19 protein-coding genes are annotated in these 19397 nt (G+C 68.9%); 9 read left to right on the top strand and 10 right to left on the bottom strand.

What is annotated here, in order from left to right:
• Nucleotides 1-23 precede the first annotated feature (23 nt).
• The 3 genes from prfA (at nt 24) to V5F84_RS05885 (ending at nt 3905) form a co-directional block, all read left to right on the top strand.
• On the top strand, nt 24-1106 hold the full coding sequence (prfA, locus tag V5F84_RS05875) for a peptide chain release factor 1 (protein ID WP_394042374.1): 1083 nt from the start codon (nt 24-26) through the stop codon (nt 1104-1106).
• A gap of 2 nt (nt 1107-1108) precedes the next feature.
• Nucleotides 1109-1978, top strand: a complete 870-nt coding sequence (prmC, locus tag V5F84_RS05880) for a peptide chain release factor N(5)-glutamine methyltransferase (protein WP_394042373.1) — start codon at nt 1109-1111, stop codon at nt 1976-1978.
• 529 nt (nt 1979-2507) lie between these two features.
• The gene (locus V5F84_RS05885; protein WP_394042372.1) at nt 2508-3905 is read left to right on the top strand and encodes a DUF4167 domain-containing protein; all 1398 of its coding nucleotides are present in this window, start codon (nt 2508-2510) and stop codon (nt 3903-3905) included.
• A gap of 70 nt (nt 3906-3975) precedes the next feature.
• On the opposite strand, the gene V5F84_RS05890 is transcribed toward V5F84_RS05885, so the two are convergent.
• From V5F84_RS05890 to hisB, 8 genes are all read right to left on the bottom strand, one after another.
• Entirely contained in the window at nt 3976-5301 is a 1326-nt protein-coding gene (locus V5F84_RS05890) for an MFS transporter (protein ID WP_394042371.1), read from the bottom strand.
• A gap of 376 nt (nt 5302-5677) precedes the next feature.
• Nucleotides 5678-6640, bottom strand: a complete 963-nt coding sequence (gene coaA, locus V5F84_RS05895; protein ID WP_394042370.1) for a type I pantothenate kinase — start codon at nt 6638-6640, stop codon at nt 5678-5680.
• 25 nt (nt 6641-6665) lie between these two features.
• On the bottom strand, nt 6666-6995 hold the full coding sequence (locus V5F84_RS05900) for a phosphoribosyl-ATP diphosphatase (RefSeq protein WP_394042369.1): 330 nt from the start codon (nt 6993-6995) through the stop codon (nt 6666-6668).
• A 27-nt stretch (nt 6996-7022) separates the two neighbouring features.
• The gene (gene hisF, locus V5F84_RS05905; RefSeq protein ID WP_394042368.1) at nt 7023-7799 is read right to left on the bottom strand and encodes an imidazole glycerol phosphate synthase subunit HisF; all 777 of its coding nucleotides are present in this window, start codon (nt 7797-7799) and stop codon (nt 7023-7025) included.
• A gap of 124 nt (nt 7800-7923) precedes the next feature.
• Nucleotides 7924-8652 (bottom strand): 1-(5-phosphoribosyl)-5-[(5-phosphoribosylamino)methylideneamino]imidazole-4-carboxamide isomerase, encoded by a 729-nt coding sequence (hisA, locus tag V5F84_RS05910; RefSeq protein WP_394042367.1) that lies wholly within the window; start codon nt 8650-8652, stop codon nt 7924-7926.
• Nucleotides 8649-9293, bottom strand: a complete 645-nt coding sequence (hisH, locus tag V5F84_RS05915) for an imidazole glycerol phosphate synthase subunit HisH (RefSeq protein ID WP_394042366.1) — start codon at nt 9291-9293, stop codon at nt 8649-8651. The genes hisA and hisH overlap by 4 nt, the downstream gene beginning before the upstream one ends.
• Complete coding sequence (locus V5F84_RS05920) at nt 9290-9781, bottom strand: DUF2628 domain-containing protein (RefSeq protein ID WP_394042364.1); 492 nt, start codon at nt 9779-9781, stop codon at nt 9290-9292. The genes hisH and V5F84_RS05920 overlap by 4 nt, the downstream gene beginning before the upstream one ends.
• A 22-nt stretch (nt 9782-9803) precedes the next feature.
• Entirely contained in the window at nt 9804-10397 is a 594-nt protein-coding gene (hisB, locus tag V5F84_RS05925; RefSeq protein WP_394042362.1) for an imidazoleglycerol-phosphate dehydratase HisB, read from the bottom strand.
• Nucleotides 10398-10646: 249 nt separating this feature from the next.
• Here hisB and V5F84_RS05930 point away from each other — a divergent pair, with 249 nt between their 5' ends.
• From V5F84_RS05930 to hslU, 5 genes are all read left to right on the top strand, one after another.
• The gene (locus tag V5F84_RS05930; RefSeq protein ID WP_394042361.1) at nt 10647-11234 is read left to right on the top strand and encodes a hypothetical protein; all 588 of its coding nucleotides are present in this window, start codon (nt 10647-10649) and stop codon (nt 11232-11234) included.
• Between the two features lie 90 nt (nt 11235-11324).
• Nucleotides 11325-12113: an alpha/beta fold hydrolase gene (locus tag V5F84_RS05935; RefSeq protein ID WP_394042360.1), complete on the top strand. Its 789-nt coding sequence runs from the start codon at nt 11325-11327 to the stop codon at nt 12111-12113.
• A 92-nt stretch (nt 12114-12205) separates the two neighbouring features.
• Nucleotides 12206-13420: an MFS transporter gene (locus tag V5F84_RS05940; RefSeq protein ID WP_394042359.1), complete on the top strand. Its 1215-nt coding sequence runs from the start codon at nt 12206-12208 to the stop codon at nt 13418-13420.
• Between the two features lie 54 nt (nt 13421-13474).
• A complete protein-coding gene (gene hslV, locus V5F84_RS05945; protein WP_394042358.1) occupies nt 13475-14020 on the top strand; it encodes an ATP-dependent protease subunit HslV in 546 nt (181 codons plus the stop codon).
• 37 nt (nt 14021-14057) lie between these two features.
• Nucleotides 14058-15368, top strand: a complete 1311-nt coding sequence (gene hslU / locus V5F84_RS05950) for an ATP-dependent protease ATPase subunit HslU (protein WP_394042357.1) — start codon at nt 14058-14060, stop codon at nt 15366-15368.
• A gap of 197 nt (nt 15369-15565) precedes the next feature.
• Here hslU and V5F84_RS05955 read toward each other — a convergent pair whose 3' ends face one another.
• The gene (locus V5F84_RS05955) at nt 15566-17473 is read right to left on the bottom strand and encodes a hypothetical protein (RefSeq protein ID WP_394042356.1); all 1908 of its coding nucleotides are present in this window, start codon (nt 17471-17473) and stop codon (nt 15566-15568) included.
• A 310-nt stretch (nt 17474-17783) separates the two neighbouring features.
• Between V5F84_RS05955 and aptA the strand changes: the two genes are divergently transcribed.
• Nucleotides 17784-19136: an omega-aminotransferase AptA gene (gene aptA, locus V5F84_RS05960; protein ID WP_394042355.1), complete on the top strand. Its 1353-nt coding sequence runs from the start codon at nt 17784-17786 to the stop codon at nt 19134-19136.
• A gap of 90 nt (nt 19137-19226) precedes the next feature.
• On the opposite strand, the gene V5F84_RS05965 is transcribed toward aptA, so the two are convergent.
• A complete protein-coding gene (locus V5F84_RS05965) occupies nt 19227-19379 on the bottom strand; it encodes a DUF3309 family protein (protein WP_394042354.1) in 153 nt (50 codons plus the stop codon).
• Nucleotides 19380-19397: the final 18 nt, after the last annotated feature.

Below are 19397 nucleotides of genomic sequence, written 5' to 3' on the forward strand. Positions count from 1 at the left end.
CTGCGTGTGCATCGCCTCAGCCGATGAGTGATCTGCCCCTCGCCAAGCTCGAACAATTGGTCGCCCGCCATCGCGAGGTGGAGGCGCTGCTTTCCGCCGGCGCGGAGGGCGACGAATATGTGCGGCTCGGGCGCGAATTTTCCGATCTCACCCCGGTGGTCGAGCAGGTGCAGGCGCTGAAGGCCGCCGAGCGCGGCCTTGCCGAAGCGCGCGACCTCGCGGCGGAAGCGGGCGGCGACCCGGAAATGCGCGCGCTTGCCGAAAGCGAGCAGGAACGGCTGACCGGCGAGATCGAGCGGCTGGAGAAGGCGGTCCGCCTCGCCCTGCTGCCCAAGGATGCCATGGACGAGCGCGGCATCATTCTGGAAGTGCGCGGCGGCACCGGCGGCGACGAGGCCGCGCTGTTCGCCGGCGACCTGTTCCGCATGTATTCCCGCTATGCCGCCGAAAAGGGCTGGACCGTGGAAATCCTCTCGGAAAGCGAGGGCACCATGGGCGGCTATAAGGAAGTGATCGCTGCCATCCACGGGCGCGGCGCCTTCGCCCGGCTGAAATTCGAATCCGGCGTGCATCGCGTGCAGCGGGTGCCGGCGACCGAGACCTCCGGCCGCATCCACACCTCCGCCGCCACCGTCGCGGTGCTGCCGGAGGCGGAGGAAGTGGACGTGGAGCTGAACGAAAGCGATCTGCGCATCGACGTCTATCGCGCCCAGGGCGCCGGCGGCCAGCATGTGAACAAGACCGAAAGCGCGGTGCGCCTCACCCATCTGCCCACCGGCCTCGTGGTGGCGGTGCAGGACGAGCGCTCCCAGCATCGCAACAAGGCGCGCGCCATGGCGCTGCTGCGCTCGCGCCTGCTGGACGGCGAGCGCCAGCGCCAGGAGGCCGGCCGCGCGGCGGATCGGCGCGGACAGGTGGGCTCGGGCGATCGCTCCGAGCGCATCCGCACCTATAATTTCCCGCAGGGGCGCGTGACCGACCATCGCATCAACCTCACCCTCTACAAGCTGGAGGAAGTGATCGCGGGCACCGCCTTGGACGAGATCATCGATGCGCTCGTCACCGAGCATCAGGCCGAGCTGATGGCCTCGGCGGACGCCAATTGAGCATGGCCGGGGCCGGCGCCCCGACCCGCGCGGCGGCGCGTCGCGCGCTCGCGGCCCGGCTGCTGGCCGCCGGGGTCGAGAACGCCGACCTCGACGCCCGCCTGCTGCTCGCGCACGCGCTTCAGGTGGCGACCGCCGATCTGGTTCTGGAAGCCGACGCGCCGGTTGACGCCGCCGCGCTTGCCGCCGCCGAGGCGTGCGTGGACCGGCGGCTTGCCGGCGAGCCGGTGGCGCGCATCCTCGGCGAGAAGGAATTCTGGAGCCTGCCGTTCCGCCTTTCGGACGAGACGCTGGTGCCGCGGCCCGATACCGAGACCCTGGTGGAAGCGGCCCTGGCCGCATTGGGCGGGCGGCGCGCGGAGCGCCTGCGGCTGCTGGACCTCGGCATCGGCAGCGGGGCCATTCTCGCGGCGCTGCTGAGCGAGCTGCCGCAGGCGTTCGGCGTGGGCGTGGACCGCTCCGCCGGGGCCGCCCGCACCGCCCGCGACAATCTGGCGCGACTGGGGTTCGCCCCCCGCAGCGTGGTGCGGATCGGCGACTGGGCGCAGGATCTGGAGGGCCCGTTCGACCTCGTGGTGTCCAACCCGCCTTATATTCCGAGCGGCGACCTGCCGGCGCTGGCGCCCGAGGTCCGCCTGTTCGATCCCGCGCCGGCGCTGGATGGCGGCGCCGACGGGCTCGATGCCTATCGCGCGATTCTTGCTGCACTGCCACGCTTGCTGGCGCCGCGGGGCATCGCCGTGCTCGAACTGGGCATCGGCCAGGAGCGCGACGTCGCGGCCTTGGCCCGCGATCGGGGCCTGATCGCGGGGGCCCCCGCGCGGCCGGACCTGGGCGGAATTCCCCGCGCCCTGGTGCTGCGGGCGCCCTGAACCGGGCCGCCGGACGCGGACGACCGGCCGGGCGCCAGCGGGGATTTGAGGCGTCGCCGCGAAAAAACCGCTTGGAAGGGCTAAGCGAACTGGCTAGTGTCCTTGGCAGGAATCGTACCGGGGCTTCGGTCCGCATGGTTGAGGCCCGCGCCTGAAACTGGAACCTTGTTTCGGGGGTGTGGCAGGCGAAAGTTGATGGTGCACCGATGTTGCGCCACGGCATTCCTTCACGGGACGATCGAATACCCACTGTCTCGCACGCTCACCGCGAACGGGTGTACCGCCCACGGTAGCGTAGGGAAATGGCTTGGCTGGCCGCGCGTTTGGCGCGGAACGGGGCTCATGGTCGAACAGATCCGAACTAATACCAAGTGTGGAGCTGGAACGAACGCGGGCGCAGCCTGCGGTCGTGGTTGACGACACCCCGACGGATTTGAACCCGGCCGCGGCGGGCGCCTTTCCGGCACCCGTCCGAGCGGACCGGACGCAGAACGGCGATTGAGCGCCGAGCGAGTAGAGAACGATTCAGATGAGAAATGGTCAGCAGAAGCGTCCGCGCGGCCGTAACAACAATAACAATAACAACAACAATAATAACAATAACAACAATCGCCGCGGCTCCAACCCCTTGACGCGGGTCTATGAGTCCAACGGCCCGGACATGAAGGTGCGCGGCACCGCCCATCACATTGCCGAGAAATATCTCCAGCTGGCCCGCGATGCCCAATCCTCGGGCGATCATGTGGCCGCGGAAAACTATTTCCAGCACGCTGAACATTACATGCGCCTGATCGCCTCCCTGCAGGGCCAGTTCGCGCCCCAGCCGCAGCCCGGCTTCGGCAATGAGGACCAGGAGGACGAGGACAGCGAGGAGAATGCGGCCGGCGAGGGCCAGCAGCCCCAGCCGCAGCAGCAGCCCTATGCGCGCGAGGCGCAGTTCCAGCCCCGCCCGCCGCGCGACGACCGCTTCCCCCGCGAGGATCGCCAGCCGCGGGACGATCGCCAGCCGCGCGAGGATCGCCAGCCCCGGGACAATCGCCAGGGCGGCTATCAGCGTCGCGGCGAAGAAGGGGGCGAAGGCTATCAGCAGCAGCCGCGCGAATATCGCCCCCGGTCCGACGAACAGGGTTATGCGCCCCGTCCCCCCCGCGCCCCGCGCGGCGAGGAGGAAGGGCAGGGCTATGCCCCCCGTCCGCCGCGCGCGCCCCGCGCCGAGGACGATCAGGGTTATGCCGCCCGTCCCCCCCGCGCCCCGCGCGGCGAGGAGGAAGGGCAGGGCTATGCCCCGCGTCCGCCGCGCGCGCCCCGCGCCGAGGATGAGCAGGGTTATGCGCCCCGTCCGCCCCGCGCCCCGCGTGGCGAGGAGGAAGGGCAGGGCTATGCACCGCGTCCGCCGCGCGCGCCTCGCGCCGAGGATGAGCAGGGTTATGCCGCCCGTCCGCCCCGGGCGCCCCGCGAGGAGCGTCCCGACCCGGTGGATCTCGGCTTGCCGTCCTTCATCACCGGCGGCCTGCCGCTGAAGGAGGCGCGCGAACGCCCCGCCCGCGCGGAACGCGCCCCGCGTCCGGTGGAGGAGGCCGCGCCCGCCGCTCTGGAGCGTCCCGCCGCCGAACTGCCGTTCGAGGAGGTGCCCGCGGCGCCCAAGCCGGCGCCGGTCGCGGCCGCCGTGCCCGCACCCGATGCGCCCCCGCCCGCCGCCCCTGTCGCGGAGCCCGCTCCCGCACCGGTTGCGCGCGCCGCCGCCGAGCCGGCCGAGGCCTCCGCTTCACCGGCCGCATCCGAGGCCGCCGCAGCCGAGGCGCCCGCCGGTACGGACGAGGAAGCCGCCCCCTTCCGTCGCCGCCGCCGCTATCGCACCCGCGCCGAGCGCGCCGAAGAGGCGGCCGCCCAGGCGCCCAGCGACGTGGAGCCGAGCCTCGGCGAGTGAGCGGCCCGCAACACCGAAACGAGAAAGGCCCGGCATTGCCGGGCCTTTTTGTTTGGCGGATGTGACGCTCTCACTCGGCGGGCGTGCCGGCGAGCACCGGCCCCTTGCCCGGCAGCGTGAGGGACAGGGCCGGGATCGGCTGCCGCACCAGGATCCAATAGATAATGGCCGCCGCGAGCGCGACCATCGAGCCGGTGATCAGCGCCGGGGTGAAGGTGCCGGTGGCCTGGACGATGAAGCCCGTGACCGTGGGCGCCAGCGCGCCCCCGATATAGCCGCCGAAATTCTGCACCGAGCCGATGGAGGCGGTGCAATTGGCGGGCGCGGCCACCGAGGCCATGGCCCAGGCGGACGAGGAGCAGGAATAGACCAGGAACAGCGAGGCGGAGATGCAGGCGATGGCCAGAACATCGCTGGGCGCCTCGGCGGCGATCAGCGTGAACACGGCGGTGAGCACCAGCGCGCCGGCCATGGGATATTTGCGCGCCATCATGGGATCGACGCCGCGCCGCGCCAGCACATCGACGATGCGCCCGCCCGAGACCGCGCCGAGCACGCCGAAGGCGAACGGGATGGTGGCGACCCAGCCGGTCTTCGAAATGGTGAAGTGCCGCTCGATCTCCAGATAGCCGGGCAGCCAGGCGGTGTAGAGCCAGGTCACATAGATGCAGCCGAAATAGCCGGCGATCATGCCCCAGGTGGTCTTGAAGGCGAACAAGCGCTTCCAGTCCCCCCAGGTGACGCGCGCGGGGGCGTCCAGCGGATCGCCTTCCTTCAGGAAGGCCTTTTCCTCGGCCGTCAGGTTCGCCTGTTCGGGATTGCGGAAGACGAGGAAATAGACCAGCGCCAGCGCAAGGCCGGCGACGCCCATGGCGACGAACATCCAGCGCCAACCGAACGAGAGCATCAGCAAGGTGAGCAGCGGCACCGCTATCGCCGTGCCGAGCGAGGAGGCGCTGTTCCAGATGCCGGTCGCCGTTCCGCGCTGGCGGATGTTGAACCAGTCGCGCGAGATGCGGGCGCAGGTGGGGAAGTGCGGCGCCTCGCCCATGCCGAGGATGAAGCGCGCGCCGGCGAATTGCCAGAAATTCTGCACCAGGCCGCCCAGCATCTGCCCGAGCGACCAGCAGGTGAGCCCGACCGTCAGCGACAGGCGCGGCCCGAAGCGGTCGATCAGCGCGCCGGCGGGCAGCTGGGAGAAGGCATAGGCCCACAGGAAGGCCGAGAGCAGCAGCCCCATTTCGCTGATGGAGAAGTGCAGTTCCTCGCGGATCAGCGGGTTGGCGACCGCGAGCGTGGCGCGGTCCACGTAATTCACCACCCCGGCGGTGACGAGCAGAACCAGGGTGAGGGTCTGGGTGCGCCGCAGGCGCGCGGTGCCCTTGGACTCGAGCATAGAGGTCCTCCCAACTTGATTTTTTTTTCGATGCTAGGGCGGATCGGGACCGTGTAAATGCCGCGCTGCGGCATGCCGCTGGGTGAGGCGGAGGGTGGTTCGGGAGCCGGCTTGGCGCCTGGAAAATATGACGTAGGGGGAGGGGCGGAGGGCGGCGCCGACGTTTCTTTTGAAACGATTGAATTTTGCCTCGGACAGGCGCCCTTGTGCGTCGCACCAGAGGGCGCGGGCGAATTCCCGTCACCTTTTCGTGAATTTACCCTGGGGTAAGCAGGTAGCGAGGGTTGCTCCCGGGCGTTTCGACAGCCGTGTGCCCGATCCCGATCCCGATCCCGATCCCGATCCCGATCCCGATCCCGACACCGCGCGCCCGGCCTCAGAGCTTGCGCAGGCTGACCTCGGCGATCTCATGGTCGCCCGCCTTGCGCAGGATGAGGTCGGCGCGCTGGCGGGTGGGCAGGATGTTTTCCTGGAGATTCGGCAGGTTGATGCGCTGCCAGATGGAGAGGGCGGTCGCCTTCGCCTCCTCCTCCGTCAGCTTGGAATAGCGATGGAAATAGGACATGGGGTCCATGAACGCCGTGGAGCGCAGGCGCATGAAGCGTTCCACATACCATTGCTGGAGAATGTCCTCGTCCGCGTCGATATAGACCGAGAAGTCGAAGAAGTCCGAGACGAAGGGGATCTCCTTGCCGTCGCGCGGCAGGCGCCCGGTCTGGAGCACGTTCAGCCCCTCGACGATCAGGATGTCCGGGCGGTCCACTTCCACCCGCTGGTCGGGCATCACGTCATAGAAGAAATGGCTGTAGAGCGGCGCGCGCACCGGCCGGCGGCCGGCCTTGATGTCGGTAAGGAAGCGCAGCAACAGCGGCAGGTCGTAGCTTTCCGGAAAGCCCTTCTTCTCCATCAGCCCTTCGCGCTCCAGCACCGCATTGGGCAGCAGGAAGCCGTCGGTGGTGACGAGGTCCACCTTCGGGGTGTTGGGCCAGCGGGCAAGCAGGGCCTGGAGCACGCGGGCGGTGGTGGATTTGCCCACCGCCACGGACCCGGCGACGCCGATGATGTACGGCATCTTGCCGTCGCCATTGTTCCCGTGGTCCAGGAAGTGGCTCATGGCGCGGAACAGCTTCTGCGTCGCGCCCACATAGAGCGAGAGCAGGCGCGAGAGCGGAAGATAGATTTCCTCCACCTCGCTGATGGAGAGCCGGTCGTTCAAGCCCTGGAGGCGGACGATCTCCTCCTGCCGCAGCGGCATGGGCGTGTCCTGGCGCAGCACCGCCCATTCCTCGCGGGAGAAGGTGCGATAGGGCGAAAGGCCGGGATCGACCTGCTGGTCCATCTGGCGTCTCCTTGCCGTCGAAGCGTCAGCCGCGGGGTCGCGCGGCCTTTTCGTCGTGACCGGATCGTGCGGTGCGTCGGGCGAGTTCGGCGTGGACGTCATCGAGCGGAACGCCCCGTGCATGGAGAAGGACGGCGAGATGGTAAAGCAGATCGGCGGTTTCCGCGACGAGCGCGGCCGGGGGCTCGGAAAGCGCGGCGATCACCGTTTCCACCGCTTCCTCGCCCAGCTTCTGGGCGCATTTGGAAACCCCCTTGTCGAGCAGGGAGCGGGTATAGGACGCCTCCGCCGTCGCGGCGGCGCGGGCGGCCACGATCTGCTCCAAATCGGCGAGGGTTACGCGCGCGTCAGTCATTGTCGTGTCCAATGGAACGCCGGCGCCTCAGGTATCGAGGCGCACCGGCAGGCCGGCCTGCGCCAGATGGGCCTTGGCCTCGCCCACGCTGAAGGTGCCGAAATGGAAGATGGAGGCGGCGAGCACGGCCGCGGCGCCGCCGTCGCGCACGCCTTCTACCAGATGATCGAGCGCGCCGACGCCGCCCGAGGCGATCACCGGCACATGCACCGCGTCCGAGACCGCGCGGGTCAGCGCCACATCGAAGCCGATGCCGGTGCCGTCGCGATCCATGGAGGTCAGCAGGATTTCTCCCGCGCCGAGGTCCACCACCTCGCGGGCATATTGGATGGCGTCGAGCCCGGTGGGCTTGCGCCCGCCATGGGTGAAGATCTCCCAGCGGTTGGCTTCGCCGGGCGCGCTCACCTTCTTGGCGTCGATGGCCACCACGATGCACTGCTCGCCGAACTTCTCGGCCGCCTCGCCCACGAAGGCGCGGCGGTTCACGGCGGCGGTATTGATGGAGACCTTGTCGGCGCCCGCATGCAGCAGCGTGCGCACATCCTCCACCGTGCGCACGCCGCCACCCACGGTGAGCGGCATGAAGCATTGCTCCGCGGTGCGGCGCACCACGTCGAGAATGGTGCCGCGATCCTCGTGGCTGGCGGTGATGTCGAGGAAGGTCAATTCGTCCGCGCCGGCGGCGTCATAGGCGCGCGCGGCTTCCACCGGATCGCCGGCATCGCGCAGATCGACGAACTGAACGCCTTTGACGACGCGGCCGTCCTTCACGTCCAGGCAAGGTATGACGCGGACTTTGAGCATGGTGGAACAACTCGAGCGTGCGGCGCAAACCTATGGCCGAATTCAAAACCGATGTCATCTTTCGCGGGCAAAATGGTGCGTTGCGCCCGCAATTTTCCGGCTACCGTAGCGGCATGAATGCGGCTCACCGTCCCGCCATGAGCTGGAGCGCCTCGCGCGCATCAAGCCGCCCGTCATAGAGCGCGCGCCCGGAGATCGCCCCCGCGAGCTTTTTCGCCCGCGGCTCCAGCAGCGCTTCCACATCGCTCAGCGAGCCGAGGCCGCCGGAGGCGATGACGGGAATGTCCACCACGTCCGCGAGCGCGATGGTGGCGTCGAGGTTGAGCCCCTTCATCAGCCCGTCGCGGGCGATGTCGGTGAAGATGATGGCGGCGACCCCGGCATCCTCGAACCGGCGGGCGATGTCCTCCACCGAGACGTCGGAGCTTTCCGCCCAGCCCTGCACGGCGACGCGGCCGTCGCGCGCGTCGAGCCCCACGGCCACCCGGCCGGGATGGGCCTTCGCCGCTTCCTTCACCAGGTCCGGATCGCGCACCGCGGCGGTGCCGAGGATGACGCGGGTGACGCCCTTTTCCAGCCACGCCTCGATGGTGGCATGGTCGCGGATGCCGCCGCCGAGCTGCACCGGGATGGAGACCGTCTCCAGGATGCGATCCACTGCCGCCGCGTTCACCGGATGGCCGGCGAAGGCGCCGTTGAGATCCACCAGATGCAGATAGCGGAAGCCCAGGGTCTCGAACTCGGCCGCCTGGGACGCGGGATCGCGGCTGAACACGGTCGCGCGGTCCATGTCGCCTTGTTCGAGGCGCACGGCGAGGCCGTCCTTCAGGTCGATGGCAGGAAACAGGATCACGGGCGCCACTTCAGGAAATTGGCGAGCAGGGCGAGACCGAGGGTCTGGCTCTTTTCGGGGTGGAACTGGGTTCCCGCCACATTGTCCTTCGCCACCGCCGCCGTGATCGTGCCGCCGTAATCGGTGGTGGCGACGAGGTCTGCGGGGTCCGCGAGAACGAACTGGTAGGAATGGACGAAATAAGCGTGCAGCCCTTTTTCGCCGGTGCGAATGCCCTCGAACAGGGGGTGCGGGCGGGCCAGGGTCAGGGTGTTCCAGCCCATGTGCGGGATCTTCAGCGCCGGGTCGGACGGGGCGATGCGGTCCACCTCGCCCTTGATCCAGCCGAGGCCGGCGGTGACGCCGTGTTCCAGCCCGCGCTCGGCCAGCAATTGCAGGCCGACGCAGATGCCGAGGAACGGCCGGCCGCGGCCGTGCACCGCCTCTTCCAGCGCCGCCACCATGCCGTCCACCGCGTCGAGCCCGCGCCGGCAATCGGCGAAGGCGCCGACGCCCGGCAGCACCACCCGATCAGCGGTGCGTACGATTTCGGGGTCGCTGGTGACGATCACGGTGGCGCCGAGGCCGTTGGCGGCGCGCTCCAGCGCCTTGGCGGCCGAGTGCAGATTGCCCGAGCCGTAATCCACGATGGCCACATTCATGATGCGCGCGGCTCCGGGAATGAACCGATGATGGGCGCGCCGAAGCCCGGCGCGGCATGAGCGGGCTGCGGGCGGATCGCCGGGCCCTGGAGCTGCGGCGCGCGCGGCGGGGTCCAATATTTGAAGAAGCGCCGCTCCGCCTCGTCGATGTCGCGGGCGACCGTGGTGCCGGCCTCCAGATAGCCGATGCGGCGCAGCTTCCAGATCCGCAGGTCGGCGAGCTGGAACGCCACCAGCACGTTCAGGCCGACGCCCAGCACGAAGCTCACATCCTCCGGCAGGCGCAGCAGCACTTCGGCAAGGCCGATCGCCAGCGAGGCGAGGACATAGGCCCCGAACGCGAGCCACAGCCGGTGGGCGAGCAGCACGAAGGGGGCGAACAGCAGCGCCATCCAGGAGAATTTCTCCCGCACGAACACCACCCGGTCGGCGGCCGCGAGCGCGGTATCGCCGGCCGTTTCCTTGGTCAGGACGGTCCAGATGGCCATGTTGCGTGCTCCGTCGCCCGCCTCAGGTGCCCAGGGCACCCTTGGTGGAAGGAATTTCACCGGCCGCCGCGGGGTCGATGGCCACCGCCGCGCGCAGCGCGCGGGCCAGCCCCTTGAAGCAGCTCTCCGCTATATGGTGATTGTTGTCGCCATACAGAGTCTCCACATGCAGCGTCACGCCGGCATTGGAGGCGAACGCCTGGAAAAATTCGCGCACCAGCTCGGTGTCGAATTCCCCGATCTTCGGCGCCGAAAAGGCGGTGCGAAACACCAGGAACGGCCGGCCGGAAATGTCGAGCGCGACGCGGGTCAGCGTCTCGTCCATGGGCAGGTGAAGGTCGGCATAGCGATTGATGCCGCGCATGTCGCCCAGCGCGCGCTTCACCGCCTGGCCAAGCACGATGCCCACATCCTCGGTGGTGTGGTGGAAATCCACGTGCAGGTCGCCGTCGGCCTTGATGTCGAGGTCGAAGCGGGCGTGGCGCGCGAGCAGGTCCAGCATGTGGTCCAGGAACCCGATGCCGGTTGCAATGGCGGCCTTGCCCGTTCCGTCTAGATCGACGGAAAGGCGCACCTTCGTTTCCTTCGTTTCGCGAACGATCTCGGCCTGACGCATGGAACTCCTCCAAGGCCGCGCCTTCTAGCAGGTAAGGTGCTGCAATGCCATATGGCGAAGGTGTGACGGCGCGCGGGGCGCGCCGCGCCTCGCTTTTCCGTCCTTCCGCGTCCCGCGCGCCGCAGGCGCGGGACAAATCGCGCCGTGCCGGGGCGCCCGTCGTGATTTTGTGCCGCACCTCCGGCTATAAGGTGGGCCGTCACCCCTCTACCGCCGCGTGCGGGTTCATCAAACATGGCGGAGAGGCCCATGGTCGCGGACCACGACCCGCAGCTTTATTTCCATGTGCGCATCGTCATGGGGATGATCCTCGGGCTCAGCGTCACCCGCCTGCTGGGCGGGTTCGCGAAATTCGTCCAGCACCCCGCGCTGAACGAGATCGCGCCGCTGCATCTGGGCTGGGCGGTGACGGTGCTGCTCAACGCGCTGATGTTCTGGTGGTGGGAATTCCGCCTCATCAACGTCCCGCGCTGGACGTTCGAGCTGTACCTGTTCCTGCTGACCTATTGCAGCGTGTTCTATTTCATGTGCGTGCTGCTGTTTCCCGACACTCTCGGGGATTACCCCAGCTATCGCGCCTATTTTGCCGCCAAGCGCAAATGGTTCTTCGGCTTTTTCGCGCTCTCGCAAGTGCTCGACCAGATCGACAGCTGGATCAAGGGGACGGATTATTTCCTCACGCTCGGCTGGCCCTACAGCGTCACCACCGGGTTTCTGATCCTGATGAGCATCGTCGCGATGTTCTCCAGCAACGGGCGATTCCAGGCCGTGTTCCTGGCGCTCGGTCTCATCAATGAGGTGGGCTGGATCGTCTGGCTGCTGCACACGGTAAATTAGCCGCTGCGCCGCCGCCCTTCGGCCGCTTGACGCCGCGCGCGGCGCGGTTTCCATTCGCCGTCTTCCCGTTCTCCCGCCGACAGGCACGCCATGACCCGCTTCGCCGCCCGTGAGGGGCTCTCGCTCGCCTATGACGTTGCGGGGGAAGGGTCGCCGCTGCTGATCATCGGCGGGCTTTCCGCCGACCGGGTGTTCTGGGACCTGTCGCGCCCGCTGCTCGGCGGCATGCGCACGCTGGCGTTCGACAATCGCGACATCGGCGAAAGTGCGCGCGCGAGCGGACCCTATGGCGCCGCCGACATGGCGCGCGACGCGCTGGCCGTGATGGATGCGGCGGGCTTTGAACGGGCCCATGTGCTCGGCCATTCGCTCGGCGGGGTGATCGCGCAGGAACTGGCGCTGCTCGCCCCCGAGCGGGTGGACCGGCTGGTGCTGGCCAACAGCTTCGCCCGCAACACGCCCTACACCCGCGAGGTGATGTGGCTGCTGAAGCGCCTGCGGACCGAGATCGCCGATCCCGTCACCTATGTTGCGGCGCTCGCCACCTTCACCCTCGGCCGCGCCACCATCGATGCAGTGCCGCTGGAGGCGATCGCGCGCCAGGCGCTGGCCGCTGGCCCGCTTCAGGAGGCGGACGCCTTCGCCCGCCAGGCGGATGCGGCGGCGAGCGCCGGTACATTGGAGCGGCTCGGCGCGATCCGCGCGCCGACCCTGGTGCTGTTCGGCGCCGACGACCGCATCTTCGCGCCGCCCCTGTCGCAGGAGATCGCGCAAGCGATCCCCGCAAGCGTGCTGGAGGAACTTCCCGCGGTCGGGCATTGTCCCATGGTGGAGGCCCCCGGCGCGTTTGCGGCGGCGGTGCTGCGCTTCCTCCTCTAACCCTTCAGCCGGGCCGCCTGCCGCGACACTTCTGCCGCGCGGCGCGCGTCTCGTCCCGCCCCAGGGCTTCGGCCCGGTCACAAGGACGCCGCATGCAGATCGCCCTGTTCCGCAGCCACGGTGCACTGTTCCTCGCCGTGTTCCTGGATATCTTCTCGTTCGGGCTGATGTATCCGCTCATCGTCGGCCTGTTCGACGGGCCGGGCTTCGGCGGGCAGGTGACCCTCGCCAATCGCGACCTGATGATGTCGCTGGCCTTCGCCCTGTTTCCCATCGGCGCCTTCTTCGGCTGTGCGCTGCTCGGCGATCTCTCCGATGCGCTCGGTCGCCGGCGCACATTGGTGGTGTGCATGGCGGGGCTGGCGGCCGGCTATGGGCTGATGTGGCTGTCGCTGGAACTGGCGCATGTGTGGCTGTTCTTCGCCGGCCGCATGGTCGCCGGGCTCATGTCCGGCACCGCCCCCATCGCCCAGGCCAGCATGGTGGACGCGGTCGCGCCCGAGGCGCGCGGCGATGCCATGGCGCAGGTGACCGTGGTGAATACCGTGGGCCTGATGGCGGGGCCGGCCATCGGCGGCGTGCTCGGCCATTATGATTTCCGCCTGCCGCTCGGCCTGGCCCTGGCGCTGTGCGCCTTCAATGCGGTGATGCTCGCCCGCGCGCGCTTCGGCGAGGAGACGCGGCGGCGCGCCTTTCATTTCGACTGGCGCCAGCCCTTCCTCCTGTTCGCGCGCCTGAAGGACCGCCCGCGGGCGATCGCGCCGCTTGCTTCCTTCTTCCTGTTCCAGCTGGGGTTCCTCACCTATTACACGTTCATCCTGGTGGTGATGCAGCGCGACCATGGCTTCAGCACCGCGCAGATCGGCCTGTTCTCGGTGGGCATGGGCGTCGGCTTCATGCTCGGCTCGGCCCTGTGCTACGCGCCGGTGTCGAAATGGCTGAAGGAGGAGCGCCGCATCGCGATCTTCGGGGAAGCCACCTGCGGCGGCCTGCTGCTGCTCACCGCTCTGCCCGTCGGCGCGGCGGGACAGGTGGTGCTCGCGGTGCTGATCTGCATCGCCAACGTGTTTTCCTACGTCTCGTTGCTGTCCGCCATGTCGGGGGCGGTGGACGAGACCGAGCGGGGCTGGGTGATGGGGCTGTCCAGCGCCAGCGTCGCGCTGTGCGTGTTCATCGCCGGCCTGCTTACGAGCCTGCTCGCCGCGCTGCCGGCGGCGGTGTTCCTGGGCGCGGGCGGGGTTCTGGTGCTGCTGGGCATCGGCCCGGCGCTGCGCATCGCGGCGCCGGAGGCGCCGGTTCAAGCGTGAGAGTTGCGCTCGCGCTGGAACATCATAAGTAAGGCTGCGTCACCGGAGCCCCCCATGCATTCCCCAGATACCATTTACGGCACCACCATCGTCTCCGTCCGCAAGGGCAACAAGGTCGCCATCGCCGGAGACGGACAGGTGACGCTCGGCCAGACGGTGCTGAAATCCAATGCCCGCAAGGTGCGTCGGCTCGGCAAGGGGGATGTGATCGGCGGCTTCGCCGGCGCCACGGCGGACGCCTTCACCCTGTTCGAGCGCCTGGAAGCCAAGCTGGAGCAATATCCCGGCCAGCTCCAGCGCGCCGCCGTGGAACTCGCCAAGGACTGGCGCACGGATCGCTATTTGCGCCGGCTGGAAGCCATGATGATCGTCGCCGATGCGCAGATTTCCCTCGTCCTCACGGGCACCGGCGACGTGCTGGAGCCGGAAGCCGGGGTCGCGGGCATCGGCTCGGGCGGCTCGTTCGCGCTCGCCGCCGCCCGTGCGCTGCTGGACCGGGAGGAGGATCCCGAAGTGATCGTGCGCCGCGCCATCGAGATCGCCGCCGACATCTGCGTCTATACCAATCACAACATCGTCGTTGAGACCGTCGGCGCCTGACGTCGGCCGCGCCGAACACCAAGAGACCTCCAAGATCATGAGCGATTTTTCTCCCCGCGAGATCGTGTCCGAGCTGGACCGCCACATCGTCGGCCAGACCAAGGCCAAGCGCGCGGTCGCCATCGCGCTGCGCAATCGCTGGCGGCGCCAGCAGCTGGAAGGGCACATGCGCGAGGAGGTGCTGCCGAAGAACATCCTCATGATCGGCCCCACCGGCGTCGGTAAGACCGAGATTTCCCGCCGCCTCGCGCGGCTTGCCGGCGCGCCGTTCCTCAAGGTGGAGGCAACCAAGTTCACCGAGGTCGGCTATGTGGGCCGCGATGTGGAGCAGATCATCCGCGACCTGGTGGAAGTCGGCATCGGCCTGGTGCGCGACGTGAAGCGCAAGGATGTGCAGGCGCGCGCCCATCTCGCGGCCGAGGAACGGGTGCTGGATGCGCTGGTGGGGCAGGGCTCCTCCGCCGCCACCCGCGAGAGCTTCCGCAAGAAGCTGCGCGGCGGCGAGCTGGACGAGAAGGAAGTGGAGATCGAGGTCCAGGCCGGCGCCCCGGGCCTCTCCATGTTCGAGATTCCCGGCATGCCCGGCGCGCAGATGGGCTCGGTCTCGCTCGGCGACATGCTGGGCAAGGCGCTCGGCGGCGGGCGCACGCGCACCCGCCGCGTGCTGGTCAAGGACGCCCATCCCCTGCTGGTCACCGAGGAGGCCGACAAGCTGATCGACCAGGAGGCGATCACGGTGGAAGCCATCTATGCGGTGGAGAACAACGGCATCGTGTTCCTGGACGAGATCGACAAGATCGCCGGCAAGGAAGGCCGCTCCGGCGCCGACGTCTCGCGCGAAGGCGTGCAGCGCGATCTGCTGCCGCTGATCGAGGGCACCACGGTTTCCACCAAGCACGGGCCGGTGAAGACCGACCACATCCTGTTCATCGCCTCCGGCGCGTTCCACGTCTCCAAGCCCTCCGACCTGCTGCCGGAACTCCAGGGCCGCCTGCCGATCCGGGTGGAGCTGGAGGCGCTGACGCGGGCGGATTTCGTGCGCATCCTCACCGAGACCGAGGCGAGCCTCGTCAAGCAGTCGGTGGCGCTCATGGGCACCGAGGGCGTGACGCTGGACATCACGCTCGATGCCGTGGAGGCGATCGCCGACGTGGCGGTGGAGGTGAATTCGACGGTCGAGAACATCGGCGCCCGCCGCCTCCAGACGGTGATCGAGCGGGTGCTGGACGACCTCTCCTTCACCGCCCCCGACCGCTCCGGCGAGACGATCGTGATCGACGCGGCCTATGTGCGGGCGCGGGTGGAGGATCTGGCGAAGAACGCCGATCTGAGCCGCTATATTCTTTGAGCGCCCGGCTTCAGGGCTTGGGTTTCCCCCTCCCAACCCTCCCCCGCACGCGGGAGAGGGCTTTGCAGCCTGGTCGCACCGACCGTCTGCGCTCCTCACCGTTGCCCCCTCTCCCGCGTGCGGGGGAGGGCTGGGGAGGGGGAGTTCGAGGAGGGGAAAGTCCGAGAGCGGGACGCCCGCCAAGGCGCCCGGCCGGTTCAGCCGCGCGTGGCGTCGGCGAATTGGGGCAGGCCGGCGGCTTCCAGCGCGCCCATGACGCGGCCATAGGATTCGGCGATCGGCAGCAGATGATGCACCAGGCGCGAGACGCCGGCCGGGCCGCCGGGCGTATCGCGCGCCAGCAGCGCCACGACGCCGCGCTCCTCCTCCTGCCGGCCCAGCGCGTGCAGTGTCAGCGCCAGCGCGATGCGGCCCTGTGCCGAGGGGTGCGCCTGCAAGGTCGGCAGCAGGCCGGTGGCGGCGATTTCATCCTCGCGCATGAAGGCGGCGATGGCGAGATAGACGTCCTGGATCGGTGTGCGGGCGGCGCCATGGCCGCGTGCGAAGGTCAGCACCGCCTCTCCCTGCTCGGGCTTGCCGAGGCCGATCATGATGGTGCCGACGGTGGCGGCGACGTCATAGTCGAGCGGATTGAGCGCCAGCGCGCGGTCCGCGGCGGCCAAGGCGGCATCGCGCTCGCCCCGGAAGAATTCGACGCTTGCCAGCACCTTCGCCGAATAGGCGCTGTTCGGCGAAAGGTCGGTGGCAAGCTCGGCCTCGCGCTGCATTTCGTCGAGCACCGCGGGGTCCAGTGGCCGGTCGGAGGAGCGCTGCGCCTCGTCCAGCAGCAGCATGGCCCGCACCGCGTGCAAGGTGCCGAAGCCGTTGTCGCGCGTCACCCATTGGTCGAGGCAGCTGCGCGCCTGGCCGGCGGTGGTGCTGTCCTCGTTGCGGATGACGGCGAAGCTCTGGGCGATGCAGCCGAAGCCGGAGCCCGGCGCATCGGCGCGCGCCTGGGCGCGGGCGCGGGTGGGCAGAACGCCGTAGGATTGCATCACCGCCGAGGCGATGTCGCGCACCACGCGGTATTCGGAGGCGGGAAGCTCCGCCCCGCGCCGCAGGTCCTCGAAGGCGGTGGACCAGATGATGGTGCCGCCGCACCGGTCGGTCAGGCGCACCAGCAGGGAGAAGGTGCCGCCCTGGTGCGCTTCGGCAAGGCCGGTGAGCGAGAACACCGAGCGTGGCGGATTGCCGCGGCACTGGCGGGCCGAGCCGTCCTCCCCCGCCGACATGACATCCACGAAATCGAACCGGGCCATGGCGTCGCGCAACCGCACCTCGAAGGCGTGCACCTCGCTCGCGCCGAAGCCTGCGGGGCCGGCCGCGCCGGCGATCTCGAACGGGCGCACCTCCAGTTGCGGCATGCCCATGCGGTCGGCGATCTCGCTCGCCGAATTGGCGCTTTCCAGGCCGAGCAGGGCGGCGATGGGGCTGGAACGGTTGGAATCGGTCAGTTGCACCGTGCCCCACACCAGGGCGGCGGCGGCGACGAGAGCGGCGGCGATCCAGGTGAGGCGCACCCGCGTACGGGCGGCCGGCGGGGGCGCGTGGACGCCGGGCGCGAAAGCGCTCGGGGGATCGCCGTCGCCGGTTGCGGACGGGCCGGCGGCATCGCCCGCGCCGCGCGGCACGAAGCGCGGCACATAGACGCCCTTGGGGATGACGATTTCCAGCGTCTCCTCGGGGCCGGCCGACGTGTAATAGCGCTCCAGCGCGCGACGCAGGCGGGTCGCCTCCACGCGCACGATGGGGTCGGTCTGGGGGTCGAAGGTGGTCGGGCGGCCGAGGGCCTCGACCGCGATGGTATAGCCCTTGATGGCGTCGGCCCGCCCGCCGAGCGTCGCCTCCACCACGAAGCGCAGGAAATCCGCGAGGCGGGGCGAGGAGACGAACTCATCGGAGGCGAGCACGCGCGCGAGCGCGGCGCGGGCCTTGTCCGCCTGCACGTCCTGCGCGGTCGGCAGGGCGGCAAGCTCGGCCGGATCCTGGACATCATCGCCCGGCAGGACGGTTTCGTCCGGGATCGGGTCGGCATCGGGCCTCGGGTCGGTCGCGGACGCGGTCACGGGCGCGCGCCGGCACGGGCGGTCGCCTGAAGCGCCGGTCCGGTCCCCGTTTCAGCCATGCCGCAGCCGCGGCGCGGAGGCCGCGCGTCCGCGTCCCTGTCCGGTGCCATGCCGTTGCGGCGTGCCGTCGGCGGGCTGGATAGAAAATGACCCATCGTCATGGCCCTCTTTTGTGCCAGTCGGGCGCATGGCGCAAGAGGCAGGGTTGCGACCTCTACGGTTCCCTCCCCGCGTGGCCGCTGATAGCTTCCCCGCACAGGCGGCAAATGTGAGGCCGTCGCGCGCCGGTCGGGCGATGAGGAGAGGGATGATGGCACTGGACGAGATCGCGGTTCGAGCAACGGGCGACGCGGCGCCGAATGATCTGGACGCATTCTGGATGCCCTTCACCGCGAACCGCTCTTTCAAGAAGCGCCCGCGTCTGATCGCCCGCGCCAAGGACATGCACTATTACACCCCCGAAGGCCGGGCGATCCTCGACGGTGTCGCAGGCCTGTGGTGCACCAACCCTGGCCATAACCGGGCGCCGGTGGTGGAGGCAATCCGCAATTCCGCGACCGAACTCGATTTCGCCCCCACCTTCCAATACGGCCACCCCAATGCCTTCAAGGTGGCAAGCCGCATCGCGGCCCTCGCGCCCGGCGATCTCGATCACGTGTTCTTTTGCAATTCCGGCTCGGAAGCTGTGGATACCGCGCTGAAAATCGCGCTGGCTTACCAAAATGTGATCGGCCAGGGCGCCCGCACGCGCCTCATCGGCCGCGAGCGCGGCTATCACGGGGTCGGGTTCGGCGGCATCAGCGTCGGCGGCATCGTGCCCAACCGCAAGGCCTTCGGCACCCTGCTCACCGGGGTCGACCATCTGCCGACCACCTATGACCGCAAGAACCAGGCCTTCACGAAGGGCGAGCCCGAATATGGCGCGCATTTCGCCGACGAGCTGGAGCGCCTGGTGGGCCTGCACGATGCTTCGACCATCGCGGCGGTGATCGTGGAGCCCATGGCCGGCTCCACCGGCGTGATCCCGGCCCCCAAGGGCTATCTCAAGCGCCTGCGCGAGATCTGCGATAAATACGGCATCCTGCTGATCTTCGACGAGGTCATCACCGGCTTCGGCCGCCTCGGCTATGCCTTTGCCGCCGAGCGCTATGGCGTCATCCCGGATCTGATCACCTTTGCGAAGGGCGTGACCGCCGGGGCGGTGCCCATGGGCGGCGTGCTGGCGCGCGCCGGCATCCATGATGCCTTCATGCGTGGGCCCGAGCATGTGATCGAATTGTTCCACGGCTATACCTATTCGGCCCACCCGCTCGCCTGCGCCGCCGCGCTGGCGACCCTGGACCTCTATGCCGAGGAAGACACCTTCGCGCGCGCCCGCAAGCTGGAGCCCCTGTGGGCGGATGCGGTGATGAGCCTGCGCGACAAGCCGGGCGTGCTGGACATCCGCACGGTGGGCATCACCGCCGGCATCGACCTTGCGCCGCGCGACGGCCAGCCCGGCCTGCGGGGCTATTCCACGCTCGACGGGGCGTTCCATGACCTTGGCATCATGGTGCGCGCGAGCGGCGATACGATCGCGCTCACCCCGCCGCTGATCATTTCCGAAGACCAGATCGGCGAGCTGATCGAAAAGGTGGGAAAAGCGATCGAACTCTACGCGTAAAACGCCGAAACCGCGCCGTCATGGCGCGGTCATCGACGCTCATCGTCGACGGCGGCACCCGGACGGGTGCCGCCGTTGGCCTGTCCGGGGTCAGATTCGCCCTGTGAGCGCCAGAACAACGACGATAACGAGGAGAACACCCACGATTCCGCCGGGGCCATATCCCCAGCTGCGGCTATATCCCCAAGTCGGCAGCGCGCCGACGAGAAGCAAAATCAAGATAACGAGCAGAATTGTGGACATGGCGTTGCGGTCTCCCGG

The organism is Roseixanthobacter liquoris, assembly GCF_043195135.2.
Lineage (GTDB): Bacteria > Pseudomonadota > Alphaproteobacteria > Rhizobiales > Xanthobacteraceae > NCEH01.